The organism is Polymorphobacter megasporae, assembly GCF_018982885.2.
Classification (GTDB): domain Bacteria; phylum Pseudomonadota; class Alphaproteobacteria; order Sphingomonadales; family Sphingomonadaceae; genus Polymorphobacter_B; species Polymorphobacter_B megasporae.
In genome coordinates this window covers 1,875,194-1,895,770 of sequence record NZ_CP081848.1, presented here as the reverse complement: position 1 = coordinate 1,895,770, position 20,577 = coordinate 1,875,194, and the positions used below count along the sequence as shown (strand labels likewise).

Below are 20,577 nucleotides of genomic sequence, written 5' to 3'. Positions count from 1 at the left end.
AGACGTTCATCCGTGTGCGGGCCGTGTGCGCACGAGAAACACCGACCTAGGTGGGGTATAAATTTAACCCGCGAGGCTCTTGCTGACCATCTCGAAGACGTCCTTCGAAAGATCGGGCGTCGCCATGATCCGCTCGAGTTCAGCCCGCATCAGCGCCGAACGAACCGGATCGAAGCGCTTCCATCGGCCCAGCGGGACACTCAACCGCGCCGCCGCACCCGGATTGGTCTTGCCGACCGCGAGGATCTCGTCACCGAGGAAACGATAGCCAGCGCCATCGACCGCATGGAAGCGGACCTGATTGACCCCGAAGGCACCGATCAACGACCGTAAGCGGTTGGGATTGTTCGCATTGAAGTCGGGATGGGCGCGCAGCTCGATCACCCGGTCGAGCGTATCGGGACGGCTCGACATTGCCTGCACCGAAAACCACTTGTCGATCACCAGCGGATCGCTCCGGTAGCGCTCGTAGAAAGCCGCAAGTGCCTTGTCACGCTCGGGCGCCGACGAATTAGCCAAAAAGGCCAATGCCGCCATCCGGTCGGTCATGTTGTCGGCATCGTTGAACTGTGCCCAGCACGCCGCTACCGCCTCCGCCGCATCCCCGACCATCAAGTAACCAAGCGCGGCATTCTTCAGCGCGCGCCGCCCCTTCGCCTCAGGGGTCAATTCATAGCGATTGGCCCCGTTCGAGCGATAGATCGACCATAGTTTATCGTTGAGCGTCAATGAGATCGCCGACCGGGCAGCCTTGCGCCGCCGATGGATCGCATCGACGTCGACGATCGCCGCATGGTCGCCGATCACACTTTCGGTCGGCAACAATATCGCCTCGGCGGTGAACTCCGGATCAAGCCCGGCGTCGAGTGTCGCCGCAACCGTCGCCACCAGGTCGTCCGCCGGGCCATCCCCCGAAAGAACATCGAGCGCGAGCCGCTGCGTCGCCTCCCACCGCGCAAATGGATCGTCGTCATGTGCCGCGAGAAAGGCGAGATCACTCCGCGACTGCATCGTATCGACGATCACCGGGGCCGAGAAGCCACGGTTGAGCGACATCACCGGCGCTTCGCTAACGCCTTCGAATCGCACGCTTGCTTCGCCGTCGACGGTGACAACGCGCTCGTCGCCAAGCCGCTCGCCACTGTCCCGGCCGAAGAGCGCAACGCGGAACGGCATCGCCATCGGTACCTTGACCGGCTGCCCCGGGGTCGTCGGCACCGCCTGCGTCAAGCGCAGCGTCGCCGCCTTGGCATCCGCGTCATAAGCCAATTCGGCGCTGATACGCGGCGTACCCGCTTGGTTATACCATTCCTTGAACGACCCAAGGTCACGCCCCGACGCCTCAGCCATCGCCGACAGCCAGTCGTCGGTCGTCACCGCCTGCCCGTCGAAGCGGTCGAAGTAGAGGTCGGTCCCGGCGCGAAAGGCCTTTTCCCCCAACATGGTAGCGAGCATCCGAATCACTTCGGCACCCTTGTTGTAAACTGTCGACGTGTAGAAATTTCCGATTTCGATATACGCATTCGGCCGGATCGGGTGTGCCATCGGACCCGCATCCTCGGGAAATTGCGCCCCGCGGAGCATCCGCACATCGTCAATGCGGTTAACTGCGCGCGAGCCCTGGTCACCGGAGAACTGCTGATCGCGGAACACCGTCAGCCCCTCCTTCAGCGACAGTTGGAACCAGTCGCGGCAGGTGATGCGGTTTCCGGTCCAATTGTGGAAATACTCGTGCGCGACGACCGCCGCGACGGCGTCGAAATCGTCGTCGGTCGCAGTCTCCTGATCGGCGAGAATATACTTCGAATTGAAGATGTTAAGGCCCTTATTCTCCATCGCCCCAGCGTTGAAATCGGACACCGCGACGATGTTGAATTCGTCGAGATCATATTCGCGCCCATAGTTGACCTCGTCCCAACGGAACGAGGCCTTGAGAGCAGCCATCGCATGCGTACAGCGCGGCAGGTCGGCGGCGTCGGTCCAAATTGCCAGCGCGACATCACGGCCCGATGCGGTGACAAAGCGATCGCGCAGCGCACCTAAATCGCCTGCGACGATCGCGAAGAGATACGCCGGCTTGGGCCACGGATCGTTCCACTCGGCGAAATGCCGCCCGTCCGGCAATGCACCTGTCGGGCCGCGATCACCGTTCGACAACAGAATCGGATAGAGCGCGGCATCCGCCTCGAGCCGGACACTATATTTCGACAGCACGTCGGGACGGTCGGGGAAAAAGGTAATCCGGCGAAAGCCTTCGGCCTCGCACTGAGTGCAGAGCTTGCCGCCGCTGGCGTAAAGCCCCATCAACACAGTGTTTTTTGCCGGCTCGATCTCGACGACGGTCTCGACAACCGCGCTGTCGCCATCGATCGTCAGAACAAGGTTGCCGTCTGCGACGACTGCGTCCCGCGCAACCCCGTCGACCATGACCGATATGAGCGTCAGGTCCTCGCCATCGAGCACCAGCGGTCGCGCATGCGCCCCGTTCCGGCCGACCGTCAGCCGCGCATGCACGCGTGTCCTGACTGCATCCAACTCAAAGCGCAGTGCGATGCTCGGAACAAGCCAATCCGGTACTTTATAGTCGGCAAGCCTGATCGTCGGCGGAGCAATCGGGGCATCAAGCATATGAATTCCTCAGGGCGTCCTATCGAGGTAAGCCTCGACAGCCGATTTGTTAAGCGTGGCATCGCGCCATAAGCTTCAGCGATGCACATGCTCATCCTCGGACTTGGCTACACGACGACGCTATTGGCCCGGCGCCTCGTCGACATTGGCTGGCGAGTCACCGCAACACGCCGGCAGGGCGACGGCGACGCGATTGCCTTCGACAGCGACGACGTCGCCGCCGCTATCGACACCGCAACGCATATCCTCTCGTCCGTCCCACCGGTCGATGATCACGACCCCGTCCTGACCCGCTACGGCGCACGTCTTGCGGCTGCCCCCGCAAACTGGGTCGGGTACCTGTCGTCAACCGGTGTCTATGGGGATGCTGGCGGGGCGTGGGTCGACGAAGCCAGCCCGGTCGGTTTCGGCCGGAGGAGTGCGCGCATGGCCGCCGATCTCGCGTGGCAACAGCTCCGCGACGACGTTCGAGTCTTTCGCCTGCCCGGAATCTATGGGCCCGGACGGTCGGTGATCGATCGGGTGCGCGCTGGCGCAGCGCAGCGGATCGATGCGCCGTCGCACCGCTTCAGCCGCATCCACGTGGATGACATCGTACGAAGCGTTGAGGCGTCATTCGATCGCGGCGCTCCTGGTGTATTCAACATCGCCGACGAGGAGCCGGCCACGAGCGCTGCCGTCATCGAATATGCCTGCAATCTGCTCGGAATGACTTATCCCCCGCTCGAATCGCTGGGAGAGGCACGGATGTCACCGATGGCCCGCGGATTTTACGCCGAATCACGTCAGGTCGCGGCGGGCAAGATGACCCGCGAGCTTGGGATCAGGCTGACATTCCCAGATTTTCGCAGCGGACTGCGCGCTTGCCTTTAGCGGGTCGCGGCCGGGACCGGTAATTTCTTCCGCCGACTGGCCAACGCCACGACCAAGCCAATCAACGCCAACGCGGCGCCGGCGGCGCTTATGACGCTCCAGCGATAGCCCTCGAAGATGGTCGAAAGCGTCATTGCCACGATCGGCACGATGACGCTGCTGTACGCGGCGGGGCCGGGACCGATGCGGCGGATCAGGCGATAATAGACCGTGAAGGCAACCGCTGACGCCGCAAAAGCGAGATAAATCAGGCCGATGGCATATTCGGCTCGAAAATCGAGAACCGGCGGTCCAGATGTTGCCGCGGCAAAGGCGATGTCGCCCAGCGCACCGTAGAACATCATCCACGTCAGCGTCGGGAACGGCGCGAGCGATCTGGCGAAGCCGCCCGCCTGCATGACGTTCGCAGTCGAGGCGCAGAGCACCGCGCCGCCCGCCAGAAGCAGCCCGTCGAGCGTCGTGCTCCACTCAGCCGGGTCGTGCCGATCATCGGCGACAACAAGCCCAAGGCCGATGATGCCGATGGCGGACCCAATCAGAAACCTCAACGATATCGGCGTCTTGAGGACGATGCGCGACAGCAGCGCATTGGGCACAACGAGCAGCGCGAAGACTAAGGCGATCAACCCCGAAGTCACATGGCGTTCGGAGGCGTAGACGAGGTTGAAGTTCAGCGCGAACTGCGCGGTGCCGGCGATCGCGGCGAAGGCGTGGCCGCGGCGGGTCATCCGCACCCAGCGCCCGGTAGCAATGGTGAACACCGCCATCAGCGTACAGGCGAGGGTGAAGCGGTAGGCGACCGACCATGGTGCCGGGACGACGCCGAGCTGCCCCTTGATGACCAGCCAGGTCGAGCCCCAGATCAGCGAGACGAGGGCGAACTCGAACGCCGAAATTCTCGCCGAGATTGCGGAAAGGTACCGAGCGATCAACGGGTTAGGCGAGCCGGGCCACCGCCGCCGCGAGGGCCTCGACGTTGCCGTCGGGCGTGTCCCAGGCGACGACGAAGCGGGAGATGTGGTCGGCGGGATCGCCCCAGTCGTAGAAGGTGAAGCCGGCATTGCGCAGTCTGTCCGCGCCGCCGGGGCCGAGATTGGCGAAAACTTCGTTCGCCTCGACCGGATAGGCGATCCGGTCGCCAAAGGCAGCGGCGAGGCGGGCGGCGCCGGCGTTGGCGCGCGCGGCGTTTCGCAGCCACGCATTTGTCTCAACATAAGCAAGGAGTTGCGCGGCGTTGAAGCGGCCCTTGCTCGGCATCTGGCCGGCGCGTTTGCGGCGAAAGCGTATCGCCTCGACCAGCGTCGGATCGAAGATGATCATCGCCTCGGCGGTCATGCCGCCGTTCTTGATCACGCCGAGGCTGAGGATGTCGACGCCGGCATTGCTGGTGATGTCGGCGGGACGGCAGCCCAATGAAACCAGTGAGTTGGCAAAGCGCGCGCCGTCCATGTGGACTTTCCAGCCGCGCGATTTGGCGTAGTCCGAGAGCGCAGCGACTTCGTCGGGGGTGTAGATTGTGCCGCATTCGGTGGCTTGGGTGATGGATAGCGCACCGATCTGGACTTGATGGACTCCTCCGCGGTGCGCGGCGAGGCTCGTGGCGACCGATTCCGGGCTGAGTTTTCCGTCAAGTCCCTGACAAGTCAGCAGTTTTGCCCCTCCCGTGAAAAACTCGGGGGCGCCGCATTCGTCGACGTGGATATGTGCCTCCGCATGGCAGGCGACCGCGCCGTACGGCGGAACCATCGCAGCGAGCGCAAGGGCGTTCGCGGCGGTTCCCGTCGACACCGGCAATACGGTGCAAGCCGTTGCAAAGACGTCGGAATATACCGCGTCGAGGCGTTCTGTCCACGGGTCGGCGTCATACGCCCCTGTGGTCGAGACATTGGCCTCGACGACGGCGGCGAGGACTTCGGGGCACACCGAGGCGGCGTTGTCGGACTGGAAATTCATCGTTTGGGGCTAGGCGGCGACGCGGCACGGGTCAACCGCACACAGCCCGCACATCGACCGCACGCCGTCGCGACACCGTGCTCCCGCCGACGCGCATCGCGAACTGCACCGGCGTGTGCTGCCAGCGTTTGCAGCGACTATTTCACCGCGTCGGGCTGACGTTCGGGACGTGCCGCCGCAACGGCGGGCAGCCCGTTGAGCCGGACATCGATCGCCGACAGCTTTGGGAAGCGCGCAATATCGGCCTGAAGCCGCCGCGCGTTCCACATCTGCGGGACGAGGCAGATGTCGGCGAGCGTCACGGTATCGCCGAACAGATATTCGCCGGTCGCAACCTCGGCGATCTCCTCGAGCGCCTCGAAGCCGACCTCGATCCAGTGCCGGTACCACGTGTCGACCGCCTCCTGCGGCTGGGCGAGCGGTCCGCGCAAATAGTTGAGCACGCGGAGATTGTTGACCGGATGAATGTCGCAAGCGATCTGCTGCGCGACACCACGGACGCGGGCGCGGCCGATCGGGTCGCCCGGCAACAGCGGCGGCTCGGGATAGACCTCGTCGAGATATTCGATGATCGCGAGGCTCTGGTTGAGCCCGGTGTCGCCGTCGATCAGATACGGCACAAAGCCCTGCGGATTGAGCAGCTTGAACCCGATCCCCGACTGCGCCCCCTTCGCCAGGTTGATCGCGACCTGATCGTACGCGAGCCCCTTGATCGCGAGCGCGATCCGGACGCGGTACGACGCCGACGAACGCCAATAGCCGTAAAGGGTGCGGGTGGTCATGTTGGAGGGCTCGCTTCGGGTAGCTGGTGCTCACCGGCGACGGTGACGCAGCGGCGTATCGCGTTTGCGCGCCGAGGACAACGCGATGTCCGGTTGTCCCCAAGCTCGCACATTCACCCGGTGCCGATAGGCTCGCGAGTTCAACCAACCGTTCAGGCCAGCCGTTACCGGTCTCGTTCCGCATCAGCGGCCCTCCGCAAACGCGCGGACGGTCGCTGGCACCCCGGTCTCGAACGGTGTCGGCACGAACCCGAAGCGGCGGGCGAATTTGCCGCCGTCGACGACGTACGGGCGATCCCAGGTAAAGCCGACGTCGACCACCTCGCGCGCGAAGCGATAAAAGAGTCCGATCGGCCGCAGCAACGCGAACGGTATCGCCCACAGCTTCAGCGGCTTGCCGAGCGCGACCGCCCCCATCGCCAGCAGCGCCCGCGGGCTGCGCGTTGGCGCGCACGGCATGTTCCACGCCTGGCCGAAATCCGCGTCGTCGGCATCGAGGAGCATGACCATCGCGCGGGCGATGTCAGGCACATAGGCGAAATCATGCGGCGTATCGGCGGGGACCAGCAGTTGCGCCGGCCGCCCATTCGCCAGCTCGCCGAACGCGCTGACACCCAGATGCGACACCGCGACACCGGGACCGTAAAAGTCGGAGCAGCGCAGCGCCGCGACCTTCACGCGGCCTCGCGCGGCCTGCCAGATGCGCGTCACCTCGGCGAGGATCACGGGCTTTTCGCCCGTCGTGCCCAGCGGCATGTCCTCGGTACGCGGAGCGGTCTGCGGCCCGAGCTGATAAAGATTGTCGATCAACACCAGCCGTGCACCCGTCTCGGCGCAGCCTTCGATCATGTTGGTCATCGTCGTCGGCCACACCGTCCGCCACAGCCGCGAGTCGTAAGCAAAGCCGACCGCCAGCACCGCCTGCGCCGATCCCGCGAGCGCCCGAAGCACGTCCGCACGATCGAGGACGTCGCAAACCATGTGCTCGACCCCGGCCGGAAGGTTTGCCGGCCGGTTTCGCGTCGCGACCCGCACTGCGTCCCCGCGCGCAGCGAGCAGTTCGGCAATCGGACGCCCGGTCGCGCCGTATCCGAAAATCGTGATCTGCTGGGTCATTGCCGTAACCTTCGTTGCTGATGCGAGGATAATGAGCGGACGCCATGACAATGAAAATTGCCGAGGATCGTTGTTCGGCTATACGGAAATAGATGAGCACCGATCCTGACTGGGCTTTGTACCGTACGCTATTGTCGGTACTCGACGAGGGGTCGTTGTCGGCTGCGGCGCGCGTGCTCGGGCTGACCCAGCCGACCGTTGGACGGCACATCGATGCGCTGGAGGCTGCGCTCGGCGTCGACCTTTTCATTCGCTCGCAGCGCGGGCTCGAACCGACCGACCTCGCTTTCTCGCTCCACGCTCAGGCGCAGGTCATGGCGACGGCTGCGGCCGCGCTGCTCCGGACGGCGAGCGGCACGGCGGGGGAGGTTAGCGGCATCGTCCGGATCAGCACGAGCGACGTCGTGGGGGTCGAGCATCTGCCGCCGGTCCTGACCCGCCTGCGCCGGGCGCATCCGGCGCTGGTGATCGAGCTGGCGCTGACCGACCGGGTCAGCGACCTGCTCGCGCGCGAGGCGGACATTGCGATCCGCATGACCGAGCCGACGCAAGGTGCCTTGCTCGCGCGCCGCCTGCCGTCGATCGATCTCGGCTTCCACGCGCACAGCGACTATCTCGCGGCGGCGGGCACGCCTGCCTCGGTCGGCGAGTTGCCGGCGTATACGCTGATCGGCTACGACACCGACACGCGAGCCCTGCGCGCGATGGCCGCGACGCTGCCGACGCTCGACCGCGCCGGCTTTGCCTTCAGGGCCGACAGCAATCTGGCGCAACTCGGCATGATCCGGGCGGGTTTCGGCATCGGCTTCTGCCAGACCGCCATCGCTTGTCGTGATCCTGCGCTGGTAAGGGTGCTGCCGGAGATTACGCTGCCTTTGCCGCTCTGGATCGTGATGCACGAGGATCTGAAGACGACGACGCGGTATCGCGTCGTGTTCGATGCCTTGGCGGATGGATTCAGCCGCTCGGGGTGACCGGTCGACGGCACGGAGTCCGGCTTATCGAGCTGCTCTCGTCAGGAAATCGGTGATGCGGGAACGCGGCAGTGATCGCCGCCCCGCTCCCAAAGGTGCCGGGGGGGGCGGCCCGCTACCTTCCGCGTAGCCTCACGCAGCCCCGCCAGCCCAATCCCTCAACGCGTCTTCGCCCCCGCCACCGGCCGCGAGGCATCGAACGGGTTCTTGCCACCGCGGAAGTTCAGCCGGATCGGCACGCCGTCGAAGCCAAGTTCCTCGCGGAGTGAATTGACCAGATAGCGGTGATAGCTCGCGGGCAGGTCTTCGGTCCGATTGCCGAAGATGACGAAGGTCGGCGGACGCGACGCGACCTGGGTGGCGTAGCGCAGCTTGATCCGCTTGCCCCCGGCGGCGGGCGGCGGGTTGCGTTCGAGTGCGGACTCGAACCAGCGGTTGAGCGCGCTCGTCGAGACGCGGCGACTCCACCCCTCGCGTGCGTCGAATGCCGCCTTCATCAGCAGGTCGAGGTTGCGCCCGGTCAGCCCGGCGATCGCGACGAGCGGCACGTTCCTGATCTGCGACAACCCGTCGTCGAGCGCCTTACGGACACCCTGGAACAGCGACGACAGGTCGTGCGCCGCGTCCCATTTGTTGAGTGCGATGACGAGCGCGCGGCCTTCGCTTAGCACCATGTCGGCAATCCGCAGGTCCTGCGCCTCGAGCCCGAGCGTCGCATCGAGGAGCAGGACGACGACCTCGGCGAAGTCGACCGCGAATTTGGTGTCGACCGCCGACATCCGTTCGAGCTTGTCGGTGACCTTCGACCGGCGGCGCAGGCCCGCGGTGTCGACCAGCCGGACCGGGCACAGGACGCCGTTGCGCTCCCATTCCCAGTCGATCGCGATCGAGTCGCGGGTGATCCCCGCCTCGGGGCCGACGACGAGGCGGTCCTCGCCGAGCAGCCGGTTGATCAGCGTCGACTTGCCGGCGTTCGGACGCCCGACGATCGCCAGCTTGAGCGGCTCGCTCGCCAGCCGCGCCTCGGTCTCCTCCTCGGTTTCCTCGGCGATGATTTCCTCGCCCTTGGCGATCAGCGGGTCGAGGTGTGGGATCAGCGCCTCGTAGAGGTCGGCCATGCCTTCGCCGTGTTCGGCCGAAATCTGGACCGGCTCGCCGAAGCCGAGCTCGTAGCTCTCGGCAACCCCGACCTCGCCGGCGCGGCCCTCGGCCTTATTGGCGACGAGGATCAGCGGCACGTCGTGGGCGCGGAGCCATTGCGCGAAATGGCGGTCGAGCGGGGTGATCCCGGCGCGCGCGTCGAACACCATCAGCGCGACGTCGCCGTCGACCAGCGCGGCGTCAGTCTGCGCGCGCATCCGCCCGGCGAGGCTCAGCGCGTCGGCTTCCTCGAGGCCCGCGGTGTCGACGATGCGGAATTTGAGGTCGTACAGCATCGCGTCGCCCTCGCGCCGGTCGCGGGTCACGCCGGGCGTGTCGTCGACCAACGCGAGCTTGCGGCCGACGAGGCGGTTGAACAGGGTCGACTTGCCGACGTTGGGGCGGCCGATGATGACGACGGTGGGGTGGCGGGCAATCATCGGGGGGCTGTAGCACCGCCCCCCGTTCCCGGCCACCGCATAGGAACCGCGGTGAAAGTATCGGCTATTGCTTGATCAGCGTCACCGCCGAGGTCGTGCCGTGAAGCAGGTCCTGCTGGTCGGCGCGGATCGTCCTGCCGTCGACGGCCATCGCGTAGGTGAAGACCCCGGTCGCCTTGCCGTCGCGATAATCGGTCTCGACGAGCGTGTCGGGCGCGGTCCACTTGAGCGCGACCGTCGTCCAGCCGGCGTCACCGACGACCGGCGATTGCGGACCATCGATCGTCGTCGTGTAAGACACCCCGGTCGGGGTCTTGAACGTCATCGCCTCGCCGTCGAGGTGCAACGTTACCAATACGGCGGCGTCGTTAACCTCTGCCGCAGTCGTGTCGAGCCACGATCCCGACGCAGCGTGCGATCCGACGGGACCGGCGGCGGCGCGCTTGTCGGTCGACTTGCCCGTCACCGCGACGCCGTTCACCGCGGTCATGTCGGTGAAGGTCGTGGTTTGGGTCGCGTCGTCGGCGGCGACGACCCGGGTGAATTCCACCATGGGCTTGCCGCCCTTGCGCGACTTCCAACCGATCGTCCGCGGATCGACGACCACGACCGCGACCTCGTCGTAATAAGGGTTGCCCGCGATCGGGTGGAAGGCACCATCGGCGGCGACGGTGTACACCGGGACGCAGGTCGAGCAGGTGTAGCTACCACCGGTCAGGAGATAGACGCTCGCCTTGGTCGAGACCTGCTGGCTGGCGATGTCGAATTTCCACGTCCCGTCGAACTTGCTCGCGGCCGTGGCGGGCGCGACGGCGGCGAGCAGAACGGACGCAACGGCGATGCAGGCAAGACGGTTCATGGTGGTTCCCCCGATTAGCTCCGGGGGGCAATCCGCCAGCCGGATAGGTCCACGCTGACGCCACAATTACCGTACATTTGCGATCATGCCAGCGACTGCAGTGGGGCGCAAATTGTTTCGGCACCGCATCGGCGGAGACCCGGTCACGGCGTCGTCGCGGCGACCTCGCGGCGGTTGTGCCAGCCGCGCATGGCGTTCTTGAGCGCGGTCTGGAGCAAGCGTTCGGGGTAGGCCATGATCAGGCTGCTGACGAGCAACACGATCGCCAGCGCGGCGAAGAACACCAGCGGACGCGACCAGCCGAGCGCGGCGAGTGCCGGGACGACGACGAGGCCGAGCGTATAATGGTTAAGGTAGACCGGGTAGCTGAGTCGCCCGAGGCGACGGATCATGGGCACCTGGCGCGGGTAGCGCTTGATCCAGCCGCTGCGCGCGACGCTGACCAGCAGCACCCCGAGCGACGCCCACCACAAAGCGAGACTGACGAGGTTCGCGACGAAGCCGGGGCGGTCGATGCAGATTTCGAGCGAGCAGAAGACGAGCAGCACCGCGATCCAGCCGTTGCCGGCGCGGGTGAAGCCGCGGTCGAAGCCGCTCCAGATCAGCATGCCGACCGCGAACAGGACGCCGTGGCGGAGGAGGAAGACCTTGAACGGGAAGCGGCCGAGGAGGCTGGCGAGGTGCGCGGCGGCGGGGCCGGGCGCCGTTTCGGCAGCGACAAGAACAATGAGGTACAGCGCGCTGAGGACGCCGAGGACCTTGGCGACGCGGCCGAAGGTGGCGGTCCCCCCGCTCCACAACACCGCATAGATCAGCGCATAGAACACCGCCTCGACAATCAGCGTCCAGACGACGCCGTCGATGTACGGCCCGACCGGCGATAGCACGGCATAGCGGGCATAGTCGGCGGCGACCGACGACAGCGGGGCACCGGTCGACAGCATCGCGACGCCCGCGACGAGGCCGCTGATCCACAACGCGGGGAATACCCGGATCGCGCGGCGCAGCGCGAAGTCGTTGGGCGTGCTGCCGACCGCGCTCGCCGCGATGACGAAGCCCGAGATCAGGAAGAAGATCTCGACCCCGATCGAGCCAATTGCCGACATCGGCTCGAGAAAGCCGAACGCGGCGTCGCGCGCCGGTCCGGTCGCCGAGGGATAGGCCCAGGCGTAGAGTCCGAAATGATCGGCGACGACGAGTCCGGCGGCGGCGAAGCGGAGCAGGTCGAGCCCGGCGAAATACTCGCTTTTCGCCGCTCCGGCCGACATCAGCGGTACGCGGTCAGCTTGCCGTCGTCGGTCATCAGGAAGACCATGCTACCCGCGACGATCGGGGGCAGATACGCCGGGCGCTTTAGCTTGACCGACGAGATCAGCTTGCCGGTATACGGCGACACCGACACCAGGGTCCGGTTCGACCCGGCGACGAGCAACCGGTCGGACGCGAGGACCGGACCGCTCCACGCATAGGCGCCGGTCTTCTTCGCCGGGTTGGCGTAATGCGGCAGCTGGCGGACCCATTTGACCTTGCCCTCGCCGCGCGTCAGGCAGACGAGCTCGCCGTCGAGCGTGACGAGGTAGATGAAGTCACCCGCGACCCACGGCGTGTTGACGCCGGCGAAGTTGCGCTCCCAGACGCGCTGGCCGGTGGCGAGTTCGAGCGCCGCGATGCGCCCGCCGTGGCCGATGGCGAAGACGCGGCCCTTGTCGATCACCGGCGAGGCGTCGATGTCGGTCAGCGCGTTGAGCGCGGTCGTCCGGCCCGTCCGGGCAAGCGCGTCGGCCCACACCGTCCGGCCGTTCTCGACGCGCAGCGCGTTGAGCTCGCCGCTCGAATAGCCGACGACGACGGTGTCGAGCGCGACCGCGGGGGCACCGCCGCTGAGCGTACCCGAAACCTCGATCGTGCCCGAGACGGTCCACAGCGTGTTGCCGGTATCGCCTGCCAGCGCGAACAGTTGGTTGTCCTGCGTCAGCGCATAGACGCGCCCCCCGGCGACGGTCGGCGCGCCGCGGAACGGCGTCGTCAGTTCCTTGCGCCAGACGACGGTGCCCGAATTGGCGTCGAACGCGGCGGCGACGCCGAAGCCGGTCGTGGCATAGACCTTGCCGTCGGCGACGCTGACGCCGCCGCCGAACGCGGCATTATCCTTCTTCTTGTAGCTGAGCGTTGCCGACCACTGCTTGCGGCCGGTCGCGACATCGAACGCGCTGACGTCGCCGCTCGTGTCCATCGTGAAGATGCGGCCGCCGGCGACGACCGGCGCGGCATTGAGGCGGCGGGTGGCGGTGCTGCCCTTGCCGATCTGCGCGACCCACGCCTGCGACAGCGTATCGGGAAGCGCGAGCTGGCCCATCGACTTTGCCGGTGATCCGCCCGGCTGCGGCCAGTCGGCGTTGACCGCCGGCGGCGGCAGGACGACGGCGAGGTCCTTGAGCTCGGGATCGACGGTGGCCTTGGTCTCCGAATCGAGCACGGCGATGCGCGGACCGGTTGTCGGCGTTTTCGGCTTGCTCGGCTTGAAGATGCTGCACGACGACAGCGCCGGGACGAGCGCGGCGGTGACCAGCAACGTGATAATCGGGTTACGCGACATTATTTGGCAAGTCCGCTGGTCGAAGTTCGGGAAACGATGAGGCTCGCGGGATCGGTCCCGAGCGCGATCGCAAGCTGCGCCGCCCGGTTGCGGATCGACGGCGGCGACTGCTGGTCGCGAACGATCGCGACGAACAACGGCGCCGCGCGATCGGGGTGATTGAGCTTCAATTCGGCGATGCCGGTCATCTCGGCGGCGACGGCAAACCACGGGTCGCCGGGGACGCTGTACGGCTTCAGCCGCTCGATTACCGTCGCGGGTGCGAGCGTGTCGTATTCGAGCCGCGTCGCCTTGATCGTCGCGAGGTCGCGGAACGGCTTGGCGATCGCGGTGTCGGCCGAAATGGCGCGGTAGATCGTCAGGCCCTTGGGGATGTTGCCCGACTGGACTGCGGTCGCCGCCTGCATCAGCTGCGCCAATGCGCGATAGCCCGGCGTGCCCGACTTAGCGAGATCGGCGAAGACCGCCGATGCGCCGGTGAAGTTGCCCGCCTCGACCTGCGTCAAGGCGAGGTTGAACCGTTCACCGGTCTCGCCGGCGCGACGCGCCCGGTCCTGCCGCCAGAAGAGGAACGCCGCCAGCGCGACGAGGAAGACGACGATACCGATCGCGAGCATCCGGCCATAGCGCTGCCAGAAGCCGACGAGCTGCGAACGGCGGTATTCGTCGTCGACCTCGCGGAGGAACGCTTCGTCGCGCACGTCGGGTTTCGCCAAGTCAGTCTCCAGTGAAAGCGCGGCGGACCATAGCGACGCACCCGTGATAGCGCAAAGCGTTAGGCGGGGGCCCCGTACAGCTGGTCGGTGCCCGGGAAACTCCGCTCGCGAACGGCAACGGCGTAAGCAGCGGCGGCGCTGTCGATCCGCACCGCGAGGTCGTCAAAGCGGCGGACGAAACGCGGCGTGCGCTCGAACATCCCGAGCATGTCGTCGACCACGAGCACCTGCCCGTCGCACGCGGGCGACGCGCCGATGCCGATCGTCGGGCAGGCGACGGCTGCAGTGATTGCGCGGGCGAGCGGCTCGACGACGCCCTCGACGACGAGCGCGAAGGCTCCAGCGTCGGCGATCGCCTTGGCGTCGGCGGTGATCTTGGCGAATTCGGCGTCGCTCTTGCCGCGCGCGCCGTACCCGCCGAGCACGTTGACCGCCTGCGGGGTCAGCCCGACATGGCCGATCACCGGTACCCCGCGCTGGGCGAGGAAGGCGACGGTCGGCGCCATCGCGACGCCGCCCTCGAGCTTGACCCCCGCCGCGCCGGTCTCGGCCATCACCCGCGCCGCCGAACGGAACGCGGCTTCGGGGCTTTCCTCATAGCTGCCGAACGGCAGGTCGACGATGACGACGGCGTGATACGACCCGCGCACCACCGCCGCGCCGTGCGCACACATCATGTCGAGCGTCACGCGGACCGTCGTGTCGAGGCCGTAGATGACCTGCCCCAGACTGTCGCCCACCAGCAGCAAATCGCAATGCGGGTCGAGCAGCTGCGCCATCCGTGCGGTATAAGCGGTGAGCATGACGATCGGCGCGCCACCCTTGCGCTTGGCGATCTGCGGCACCGTCAGCCGTTTCATCGGCGCGGGCGTCGGCGTTGCCCGGCTGGTCGACGTATCGAGGGTGTAGGTGGCACTCAACTCGGGGGATCACCTTCGCCGTTGGTCGCGCCCTATACCGCCACGACGCGCCCGCGGTCGAGCCGGATCGTGCGCGCCGCCAGCCGCTCAGCTTCGGCGGCGTCGTGGGTGACATAGAACACCGGGATCGCGGCGGCGGCGAAGACGCCTTCGAGAAGGTCGAGCATCGTCGCACGCGCTGCGGTATCGAGCGCCGACAGCGGCTCGTCCATCAGTAGCATTTGCGGCTGGCCAAGCAGCGCCCGCGCGACCGACGCGCGCTGTGCCTCGCCGCCCGACAGCGACTTCGGGTGCCGATCGAGCAGGCTGGCGATGCCGGTCCGCGCGACGATATCGGCGCGGTCGCCCACCGCCCCGGCGCGACGCGACGCGTAGTCGAGGTTGCCGCCGACGGTGAGGTGCGGGAGCAACCCCTGCGTCTGCGGCACATAGCCGATGCGCCGCCGGTGCGCGGGGACGAACGCCGTCGCGCTTTGCCAGACCTCACCGTCGACGCTTAATGTGCCCTGCCGCCGGTCGAGCCCGGCGAGCGCGCGCAGGACGCTGGTCTTGCCCGACCCCGATGCGCCGAGCAGCGCGGTGACCCCGCTCGACGGCACCGTGAAGGCGACGTCGAGGGTGAAGTCGGGGCCGAGCCGGTCGGTGAACGCCGCCTCGATCACGGCCGGACCCCGCCGAGACGCCGTTCGACGAGCAGCAGGGCGAGCAATGTGACGAAGGCGAACAGCGTCAACGCCCCGGCGATGACGTGCGCCGCGCCGAACTGGAGGCTTTCGACGAGGCTGTAGATCCGCGTCGACAGCACCTCGGTCCGCCCCGGGATCGCGCCGCCGATCATCAGCACGACGCCGAACTCGCCGATCGTGTGCGCGAAGACGAGGATCCCCGCCGAGACGAAGCCGCGGCGGGCGAGCGGCAGCGCGGTCGTGACGAAGCGGTCGAGCGGCCCCGCCCCCATCGTCGCGGCGAGGTCGAGCGGCGCATCGCCAATGCCCTCGAACGCGGTCCGCAGCGGCTGGACGGCGAAGGGGAGCGAGTAGAAGATCGAGCCGATGACGAGGCCGGTAAAGGTGAAGGCAAGCGAGCGGATGCCGAACGGGTGGAGCAGCGTGATCAGCGGGCTGGCGGGGCCGAGCGCGACGAGGACATAGAATCCGATCACCGTCGGCGGCAGGACGAGCGGCAACGCCGACAGCGCGCCGGCAATCTCCTTCCACGCCGTTCGCGACCGCGCCAGCCACCACGCCAGCGGCGTCGCCAGCAGGAGGAGCAGGACAGTTGTGACGAGCGCGAGCTCGACGGTCGTCACGACGACGAGGTTCATGACGGCCTGAGCATGTCCGCCTGCTGTTTGGACGGCGCGCAGCGGACCAAAGCGTGCATCGATCTATTCCGGGCAGACATAGGGGCGTTCATTCCGCGACGTATGTCGCCGGATACAACGAGGACTGCAATCGGCAAATCGTTCACGCAGTCCGGCATCAACCCTTCGGCGATCGCGGCACGTCGAGCAGGTCGGCGAGCAATGCCGCGGCCGGACCCGACGCCGCATCCGACAGCGCCGCATCGAGGTCGCGATATCGCTGCAAAACCGTCTCCCCGAACACGGTCAGCGTGGCACCCCCACCACGATTGCCGCCGTGCGCGGTTGCGACCAGCGGCTCGCGCCAGCAGCGGTTCATCGTGTCGACCATCAGCCACGTCCGCCGATAGCTCAGCCCGAGCGCCCGGCCAGCCGCCGAGATCGACCCCGTTGACGCAATCGCGGCGAGCAGGGCGGCCTTGCCTGGGCCGATGGCAAATTCGCTGCCGCTGACGAACTGCGCCTTGAGCTTGAGACCAGTCACCGTGCCCGCCCGCTCATCATCTGGCTTCGATCAATGACTTCATCGCCGCGAGCGCCCCGCCGAAGCGAGCCTCGAGCCGGGCATGTTCGGAGGCGCGGAGCGCGTCGGTCGCCAGCGCGGCCTGATCGTAGACCAAAGTGTAGACGAGCCGCGTTCGCGACCCCATCGCCTCGGCCGCGAGCGTGCCATGATAGCGCGTCGCCGCCATCGTCCCGTCGGTCTGGAGGTAGGTATACGAATAGGGCGTCTGCGCGACCATAACCTCGATGATCGCCGCGTTGAGGCGACGAACGGTGCCGACGTCACCGCTCCCACGCGTGTACTCGCAGGTGACCTTCAGCCAGTCGGCGATCGCGCAATAGCCGCCGACGCGCGGCCACGCGACATCGACTGGGCGATCGACGTCGAGAGTTTGGCGGATGACGACGAAGTCGTCCGCAGGCAGGGGTGCCGCTGCGACTGTAAGCAATGCGCCCGCGATGGCGTGCAACCCGCGCATGTCTGTCTCCCGCCCTTAACGATCCCGCCTTGTGATGTATCGCGGCAACGCCTGCAATCGAATGTACGCTACGGATTGACAAGGTGAAAAGCGGAACTGCATACAGTATTCACGTTCTGACAATCGAGGCCGGATAACGGCCCGTCGTCTGATATTTGGGGGAGGAAAATCATGGCCATCGATGCCCGGCGTGTCGCGTTGCTGCTGGCGAGTTGCGCCCCAGGGATGGCGAGCGCGCAGACCGTTGCGATTCCGGCGGGTCCGGGACCATCGGGAGCAGCGATCGGCCAGCCCGCCCCGACCGCGACCCCGGGCGACGCGACGACCCCCGCCGCGACCGCCGCCGGCCAGCTCGAATCGAGCGGACGCGCCCCGGCTGCGACAGCGGACAGCGGGTCGAAGGACACGGCCGAGGGCGACATCGTCGTCACCGGCTCGCGGATCGTCGCGAACGGCTATTCGGCGCCGACCCCGGTCACCGTCATCAGCGCGACCGAGTTGCTCAAGAAAGCCCCCGAGAGCCTCGCTGCCGGCCTCGCCAAGCTGCCGCAGTTCACCGCGACCGCCGGCGCCAACGTGACGAGTTCGCAGGCGGGGACGCCGAGCGCGGGCAACTACCTCAACCTGCGGCGGCTCGGGGCGATCGAGACCTTGCTCCTGCTCGACGGCCAGCGCCTGCCGCCGACGAGCTTCGACGGCACCGTCGACGCCAACATCATCCCGCAGTCGCTCGTCCAGCGGGTCGACGTCGTCACCGGCGGCGCATCGGCGGCATATGGCTCCGACGCGGTCGCGGGGGTGGTCAACTTCATCCTCGACAAGAAGTTCGAGGGGCTGAAGGGCTCGGCGCAATACGGCATTTCGGGCCGCGGCGACGACCATCAGGTCAAGTTCGGGCTCGCGGCGGGGACGAGCTTCCTCGACAACCGCCTCCACGTCGAGGCGAGCTTCGACCTGTTCTACCAGCCAGGCATCACGACCAACGACCAGCGCCCGTTCGGCGGCAACTTCACCGGGGGCTGGGTCGAGACCGGCAACGGCTCGGCGACCAATCCGTATACACCCAACTTCAACGTCCGGATCGCCAACGGCACCTACGGCACCCTTGTCCAGTCGGCGCGCAACGCCGCCGGAGCGACGGTGCCGTTCACCCTCAACGGCACGACGTTCGACCCCAACGGCGGCTACCACAAGGCCGACCTCGGCACGCCCACCGGCACGACCAACTACAATATCGGCGGCGCCGACACCGCGGTCACCTTCGGGACGACGCTGACCAGCCTTGTCAACACCAAGCAGGGGTTCGGCCGCGCCGATTACGACTTCGGCTCGGACATCCACGGCTTCGTCCAGGGCAGCTACACCGACGCCTTCACCCGCTACGTCACGGTCGCATCGGGGACCCAGCTCGGATCGTTCCAGATCTTCGCCGACAACGCCTTCCTGCCGACGAGCTTCCGCGACGCGATGCTCGCGCAGGGGGTCAACAGCTTCGTCGGCGGCCGGGTCGAGGCCGACCAGACGCCCAAGGTCGCCTATACCAACAACAGCGCGCTGACGATCCTGACCGGGCTCAACGGCAAATTGTTCGGCGATTTCAAGTGGAACGTCAATTATTCGCACGGCGAGTCCGACCTTAAGACGCGTCACTCGGGTAACTTCTATCAATCGAACTGGTTCGCCGCGCTCGATGCCGTCCGCGGTCCGCAGGGCAACATCGTCTGCCGCATCACGATCACCAACCCGGGGCTGCAGGACGGGTGCGTGCCGTGGAACCTGTTCGGCAACGGCTCGCCGTCGAAGGCGTCGTACGCTTATTTCGAGCGCGACTCGACCTTCCGGGTCAAGACCAAGCAGGACGACGCCGCGGTCTCGGTCAGCGGCGGGCTGTTCGACCTGCCGGCGGGGACGGTCAACATCGCGATCGGCGGCGAATTCCGCCACCAGAGCCTCAACGAGTCGAGCAACAACGACCCGTCGGTGCCGATCGACCTGACCGGCCTGCGCGCCCAGACCAGCCCATACAACCTGACCTTCAACAGCACCAACGTCGGCAAGGCCAACGGCAGCGAGTCGGTCGAGGAAGGCTTTGCCGAGGTCGCGGTCCCGATTCTCCGCGACAAGCCGCTGTTCCGCAGCCTCGATCTCAACGCGGCCGCGCGCTACACCAACTACAGCGTCACCGGCGGGATCTGGGCGTGGAAGGGCGGCGCATCGTGGACGCCGGTCGAGCAGCTTCGCTTCCGCGGGACTTATTCGCAGGATATCCGCGCGCCGACGCTGTACGAGCTGTTCGCCGGGGTGTCGTCGACACGCGGACTGTTCAACGACATCCACACCAACCTGAACACCAACACGATCACGCTGACGCAGGGCAATCCGCAGCTCAAGCCCGAGGTCGCGCGGACGCTGACGGTCGGCGGGGTGTGGCAGCCGACGTTCCTGCCGGGCTTCAGCGTCTCGGTCGATTACTTCTACATCAAGATCAAGGACCAGATTACCCGGCTGAGCACGACCGACCTCAACCAGCGCTGCGAGGACAGCGGCGGCACCGATGCGGTCTGCGCCTTCATCAACCGCCCGTTCCCGTTCGCCAACCGCACGATCGCCAATTTCCCGACGAATATCAGCCAAGTGCCGTTCAACCAGGCGTCGCTGGTGACCAAGGGGATCGATTACGAGGTCAACTACCGGATCCACCTCGGCCGTATGCTGTACGACGATCCGGCGCAGCTCGATCTCCGGCTGATCGGCAACTACACGCCGCGGCTTACGTCGACCGCCGGGCCCAAGAGCCTGCCGGTCGAGAACGCCGGTGTCGCCGGGACCGGCGTGCCGAACCACAAGTTCACCGTGTCGGCGCAGTTCACCGAAGGCCCGCTGAGCTTCGGGGCGGACGTCCAGTATATCGGCGTGCTGCATTACTCGCTGGTGCCGACCCAGTTTTACGTCAACAACCGACTGCCCGCGATTGCGTACCTCAATGCCAATATCTCGTACGACATGAAGGTCGCCAACCATGCGATCACGCTGTACCTGACCGCGCAGAACCTGACCGACAAGTTCGCCTTCGCGCCACAGGTCAACGCCCAGCCGACCGAGTTCTACCCATCGTTCCAGTCGCAGTACGACGTCGTCGGGCGGTATGTTGCGGGCGGGGTGCGGTTCAAGTTCTGAGCTGCGACGCTCAGATTATCACGCCGTCATCCCCGCGAAGGCGGGGACCCATCACCC

The 20,577-nt window shown here is 66.6% G+C and carries 18 protein-coding genes; 3 read left to right on the top strand and 15 right to left on the bottom strand.

The features are described 5' to 3' along the window. Window positions 1–63: 63 nt before the first annotated feature. Window positions 64–2,628 carry an aminopeptidase N gene (gene pepN / locus KTC28_RS08990; protein WP_216708588.1) on the bottom strand — a complete coding sequence of 855 codons (2,565 nt, stop codon included), beginning with the start codon at window positions 2,626–2,628 and terminating at the stop codon, window positions 64–66. An 87-nt stretch (window positions 2,629–2,715) separates the two neighbouring features. Between pepN and KTC28_RS08985 the strand changes: the two genes are divergently transcribed. Next, complete coding sequence (locus KTC28_RS08985) at window positions 2,716–3,501, top strand: Rossmann-fold NAD(P)-binding domain-containing protein (RefSeq protein ID WP_216708587.1); 786 nt, start codon at window positions 2,716–2,718, stop codon at window positions 3,499–3,501. On the opposite strand, the gene KTC28_RS08980 is transcribed toward KTC28_RS08985, so the two are convergent. The 4 genes from KTC28_RS08980 to KTC28_RS08965 form a co-directional block, all read right to left on the bottom strand. Then, a complete protein-coding gene (locus KTC28_RS08980) occupies window positions 3,498–4,433 on the bottom strand; it encodes a DMT family transporter (protein ID WP_216708901.1) in 936 nt (311 codons plus the stop codon). The genes KTC28_RS08985 and KTC28_RS08980 overlap by 4 nt on opposite strands. Before the next feature lie 4 nt (window positions 4,434–4,437). Next, complete coding sequence (locus KTC28_RS08975; RefSeq protein WP_216708586.1) at window positions 4,438–5,454, bottom strand: threonine aldolase family protein; 1,017 nt, start codon at window positions 5,452–5,454, stop codon at window positions 4,438–4,440. 137 nt (window positions 5,455–5,591) lie between these two features. Beyond that, window positions 5,592–6,236, bottom strand: a complete 645-nt coding sequence (gene maiA, locus KTC28_RS08970) for a maleylacetoacetate isomerase (protein ID WP_216708585.1) — start codon at window positions 6,234–6,236, stop codon at window positions 5,592–5,594. A 183-nt stretch (window positions 6,237–6,419) separates the two neighbouring features. Further along, entirely contained in the window at window positions 6,420–7,352 is a 933-nt protein-coding gene (locus KTC28_RS08965; RefSeq protein ID WP_216708584.1) for an NAD-dependent epimerase/dehydratase family protein, read from the bottom strand. A gap of 92 nt (window positions 7,353–7,444) precedes the next feature. Between KTC28_RS08965 and KTC28_RS08960 the strand changes: the two genes are divergently transcribed. Further along, the gene (locus KTC28_RS08960; RefSeq protein WP_216708583.1) at window positions 7,445–8,326 is read left to right on the top strand and encodes a LysR family transcriptional regulator; all 882 of its coding nucleotides are present in this window, start codon (window positions 7,445–7,447) and stop codon (window positions 8,324–8,326) included. Between the two features lie 158 nt (window positions 8,327–8,484). On the opposite strand, the gene der is transcribed toward KTC28_RS08960, so the two are convergent. The 10 genes from der to KTC28_RS08910 form a co-directional block, all read right to left on the bottom strand. Then, a complete protein-coding gene (der, locus tag KTC28_RS08955; RefSeq protein ID WP_216708880.1) occupies window positions 8,485–9,903 on the bottom strand; it encodes a ribosome biogenesis GTPase Der in 1,419 nt (472 codons plus the stop codon). Window positions 9,904–9,970: 67 nt separating this feature from the next. After that, on the bottom strand, window positions 9,971–10,765 hold the full coding sequence (locus KTC28_RS08950; RefSeq protein WP_216708582.1) for a hypothetical protein: 795 nt from the start codon (window positions 10,763–10,765) through the stop codon (window positions 9,971–9,973). Between the two features lie 143 nt (window positions 10,766–10,908). Further along, complete coding sequence (locus KTC28_RS08945) at window positions 10,909–12,033, bottom strand: acyltransferase family protein (protein WP_216708581.1); 1,125 nt, start codon at window positions 12,031–12,033, stop codon at window positions 10,909–10,911. After that, window positions 12,033–13,361 (bottom strand): outer membrane protein assembly factor BamB family protein, encoded by a 1,329-nt coding sequence (locus KTC28_RS08940; RefSeq protein ID WP_216708580.1) that lies wholly within the window; start codon window positions 13,359–13,361, stop codon window positions 12,033–12,035. The genes KTC28_RS08945 and KTC28_RS08940 overlap by 1 nt, the downstream gene beginning before the upstream one ends. Further along, a complete protein-coding gene (locus KTC28_RS08935; RefSeq protein ID WP_216708579.1) occupies window positions 13,361–14,077 on the bottom strand; it encodes a tetratricopeptide repeat protein in 717 nt (238 codons plus the stop codon). Before KTC28_RS08935 ends, KTC28_RS08940 begins: the two co-directional genes overlap by 1 nt. Before the next feature lie 59 nt (window positions 14,078–14,136). Next, window positions 14,137–14,997 (bottom strand): 3-methyl-2-oxobutanoate hydroxymethyltransferase, encoded by an 861-nt coding sequence (gene panB, locus KTC28_RS08930; RefSeq protein WP_216708578.1) that lies wholly within the window; start codon window positions 14,995–14,997, stop codon window positions 14,137–14,139. 32 nt (window positions 14,998–15,029) lie between these two features. Then, a complete protein-coding gene (locus tag KTC28_RS08925; RefSeq protein ID WP_216708577.1) occupies window positions 15,030–15,659 on the bottom strand; it encodes an ATP-binding cassette domain-containing protein in 630 nt (209 codons plus the stop codon). Continuing rightward, a complete protein-coding gene (gene modB, locus KTC28_RS08920) occupies window positions 15,656–16,321 on the bottom strand; it encodes a molybdate ABC transporter permease subunit (RefSeq protein ID WP_216708576.1) in 666 nt (221 codons plus the stop codon). The genes KTC28_RS08925 and modB overlap by 4 nt, the downstream gene beginning before the upstream one ends. A 157-nt stretch (window positions 16,322–16,478) precedes the next feature. After that, window positions 16,479–16,844, bottom strand: a complete 366-nt coding sequence (locus KTC28_RS08915; RefSeq protein ID WP_216708575.1) for a winged helix-turn-helix domain-containing protein — start codon at window positions 16,842–16,844, stop codon at window positions 16,479–16,481. Between the two features lie 16 nt (window positions 16,845–16,860). Beyond that, complete coding sequence (locus KTC28_RS08910) at window positions 16,861–17,343, bottom strand: SRPBCC family protein (RefSeq protein WP_216708574.1); 483 nt, start codon at window positions 17,341–17,343, stop codon at window positions 16,861–16,863. A gap of 171 nt (window positions 17,344–17,514) precedes the next feature. On the opposite strand from KTC28_RS08910, the gene KTC28_RS08905 reads away from it, so the two are divergent. Then, window positions 17,515–20,520: a TonB-dependent receptor domain-containing protein gene (locus KTC28_RS08905; protein WP_216708573.1), complete on the top strand. Its 3,006-nt coding sequence runs from the start codon at window positions 17,515–17,517 to the stop codon at window positions 20,518–20,520. Window positions 20,521–20,577 lie beyond the last annotated feature (57 nt).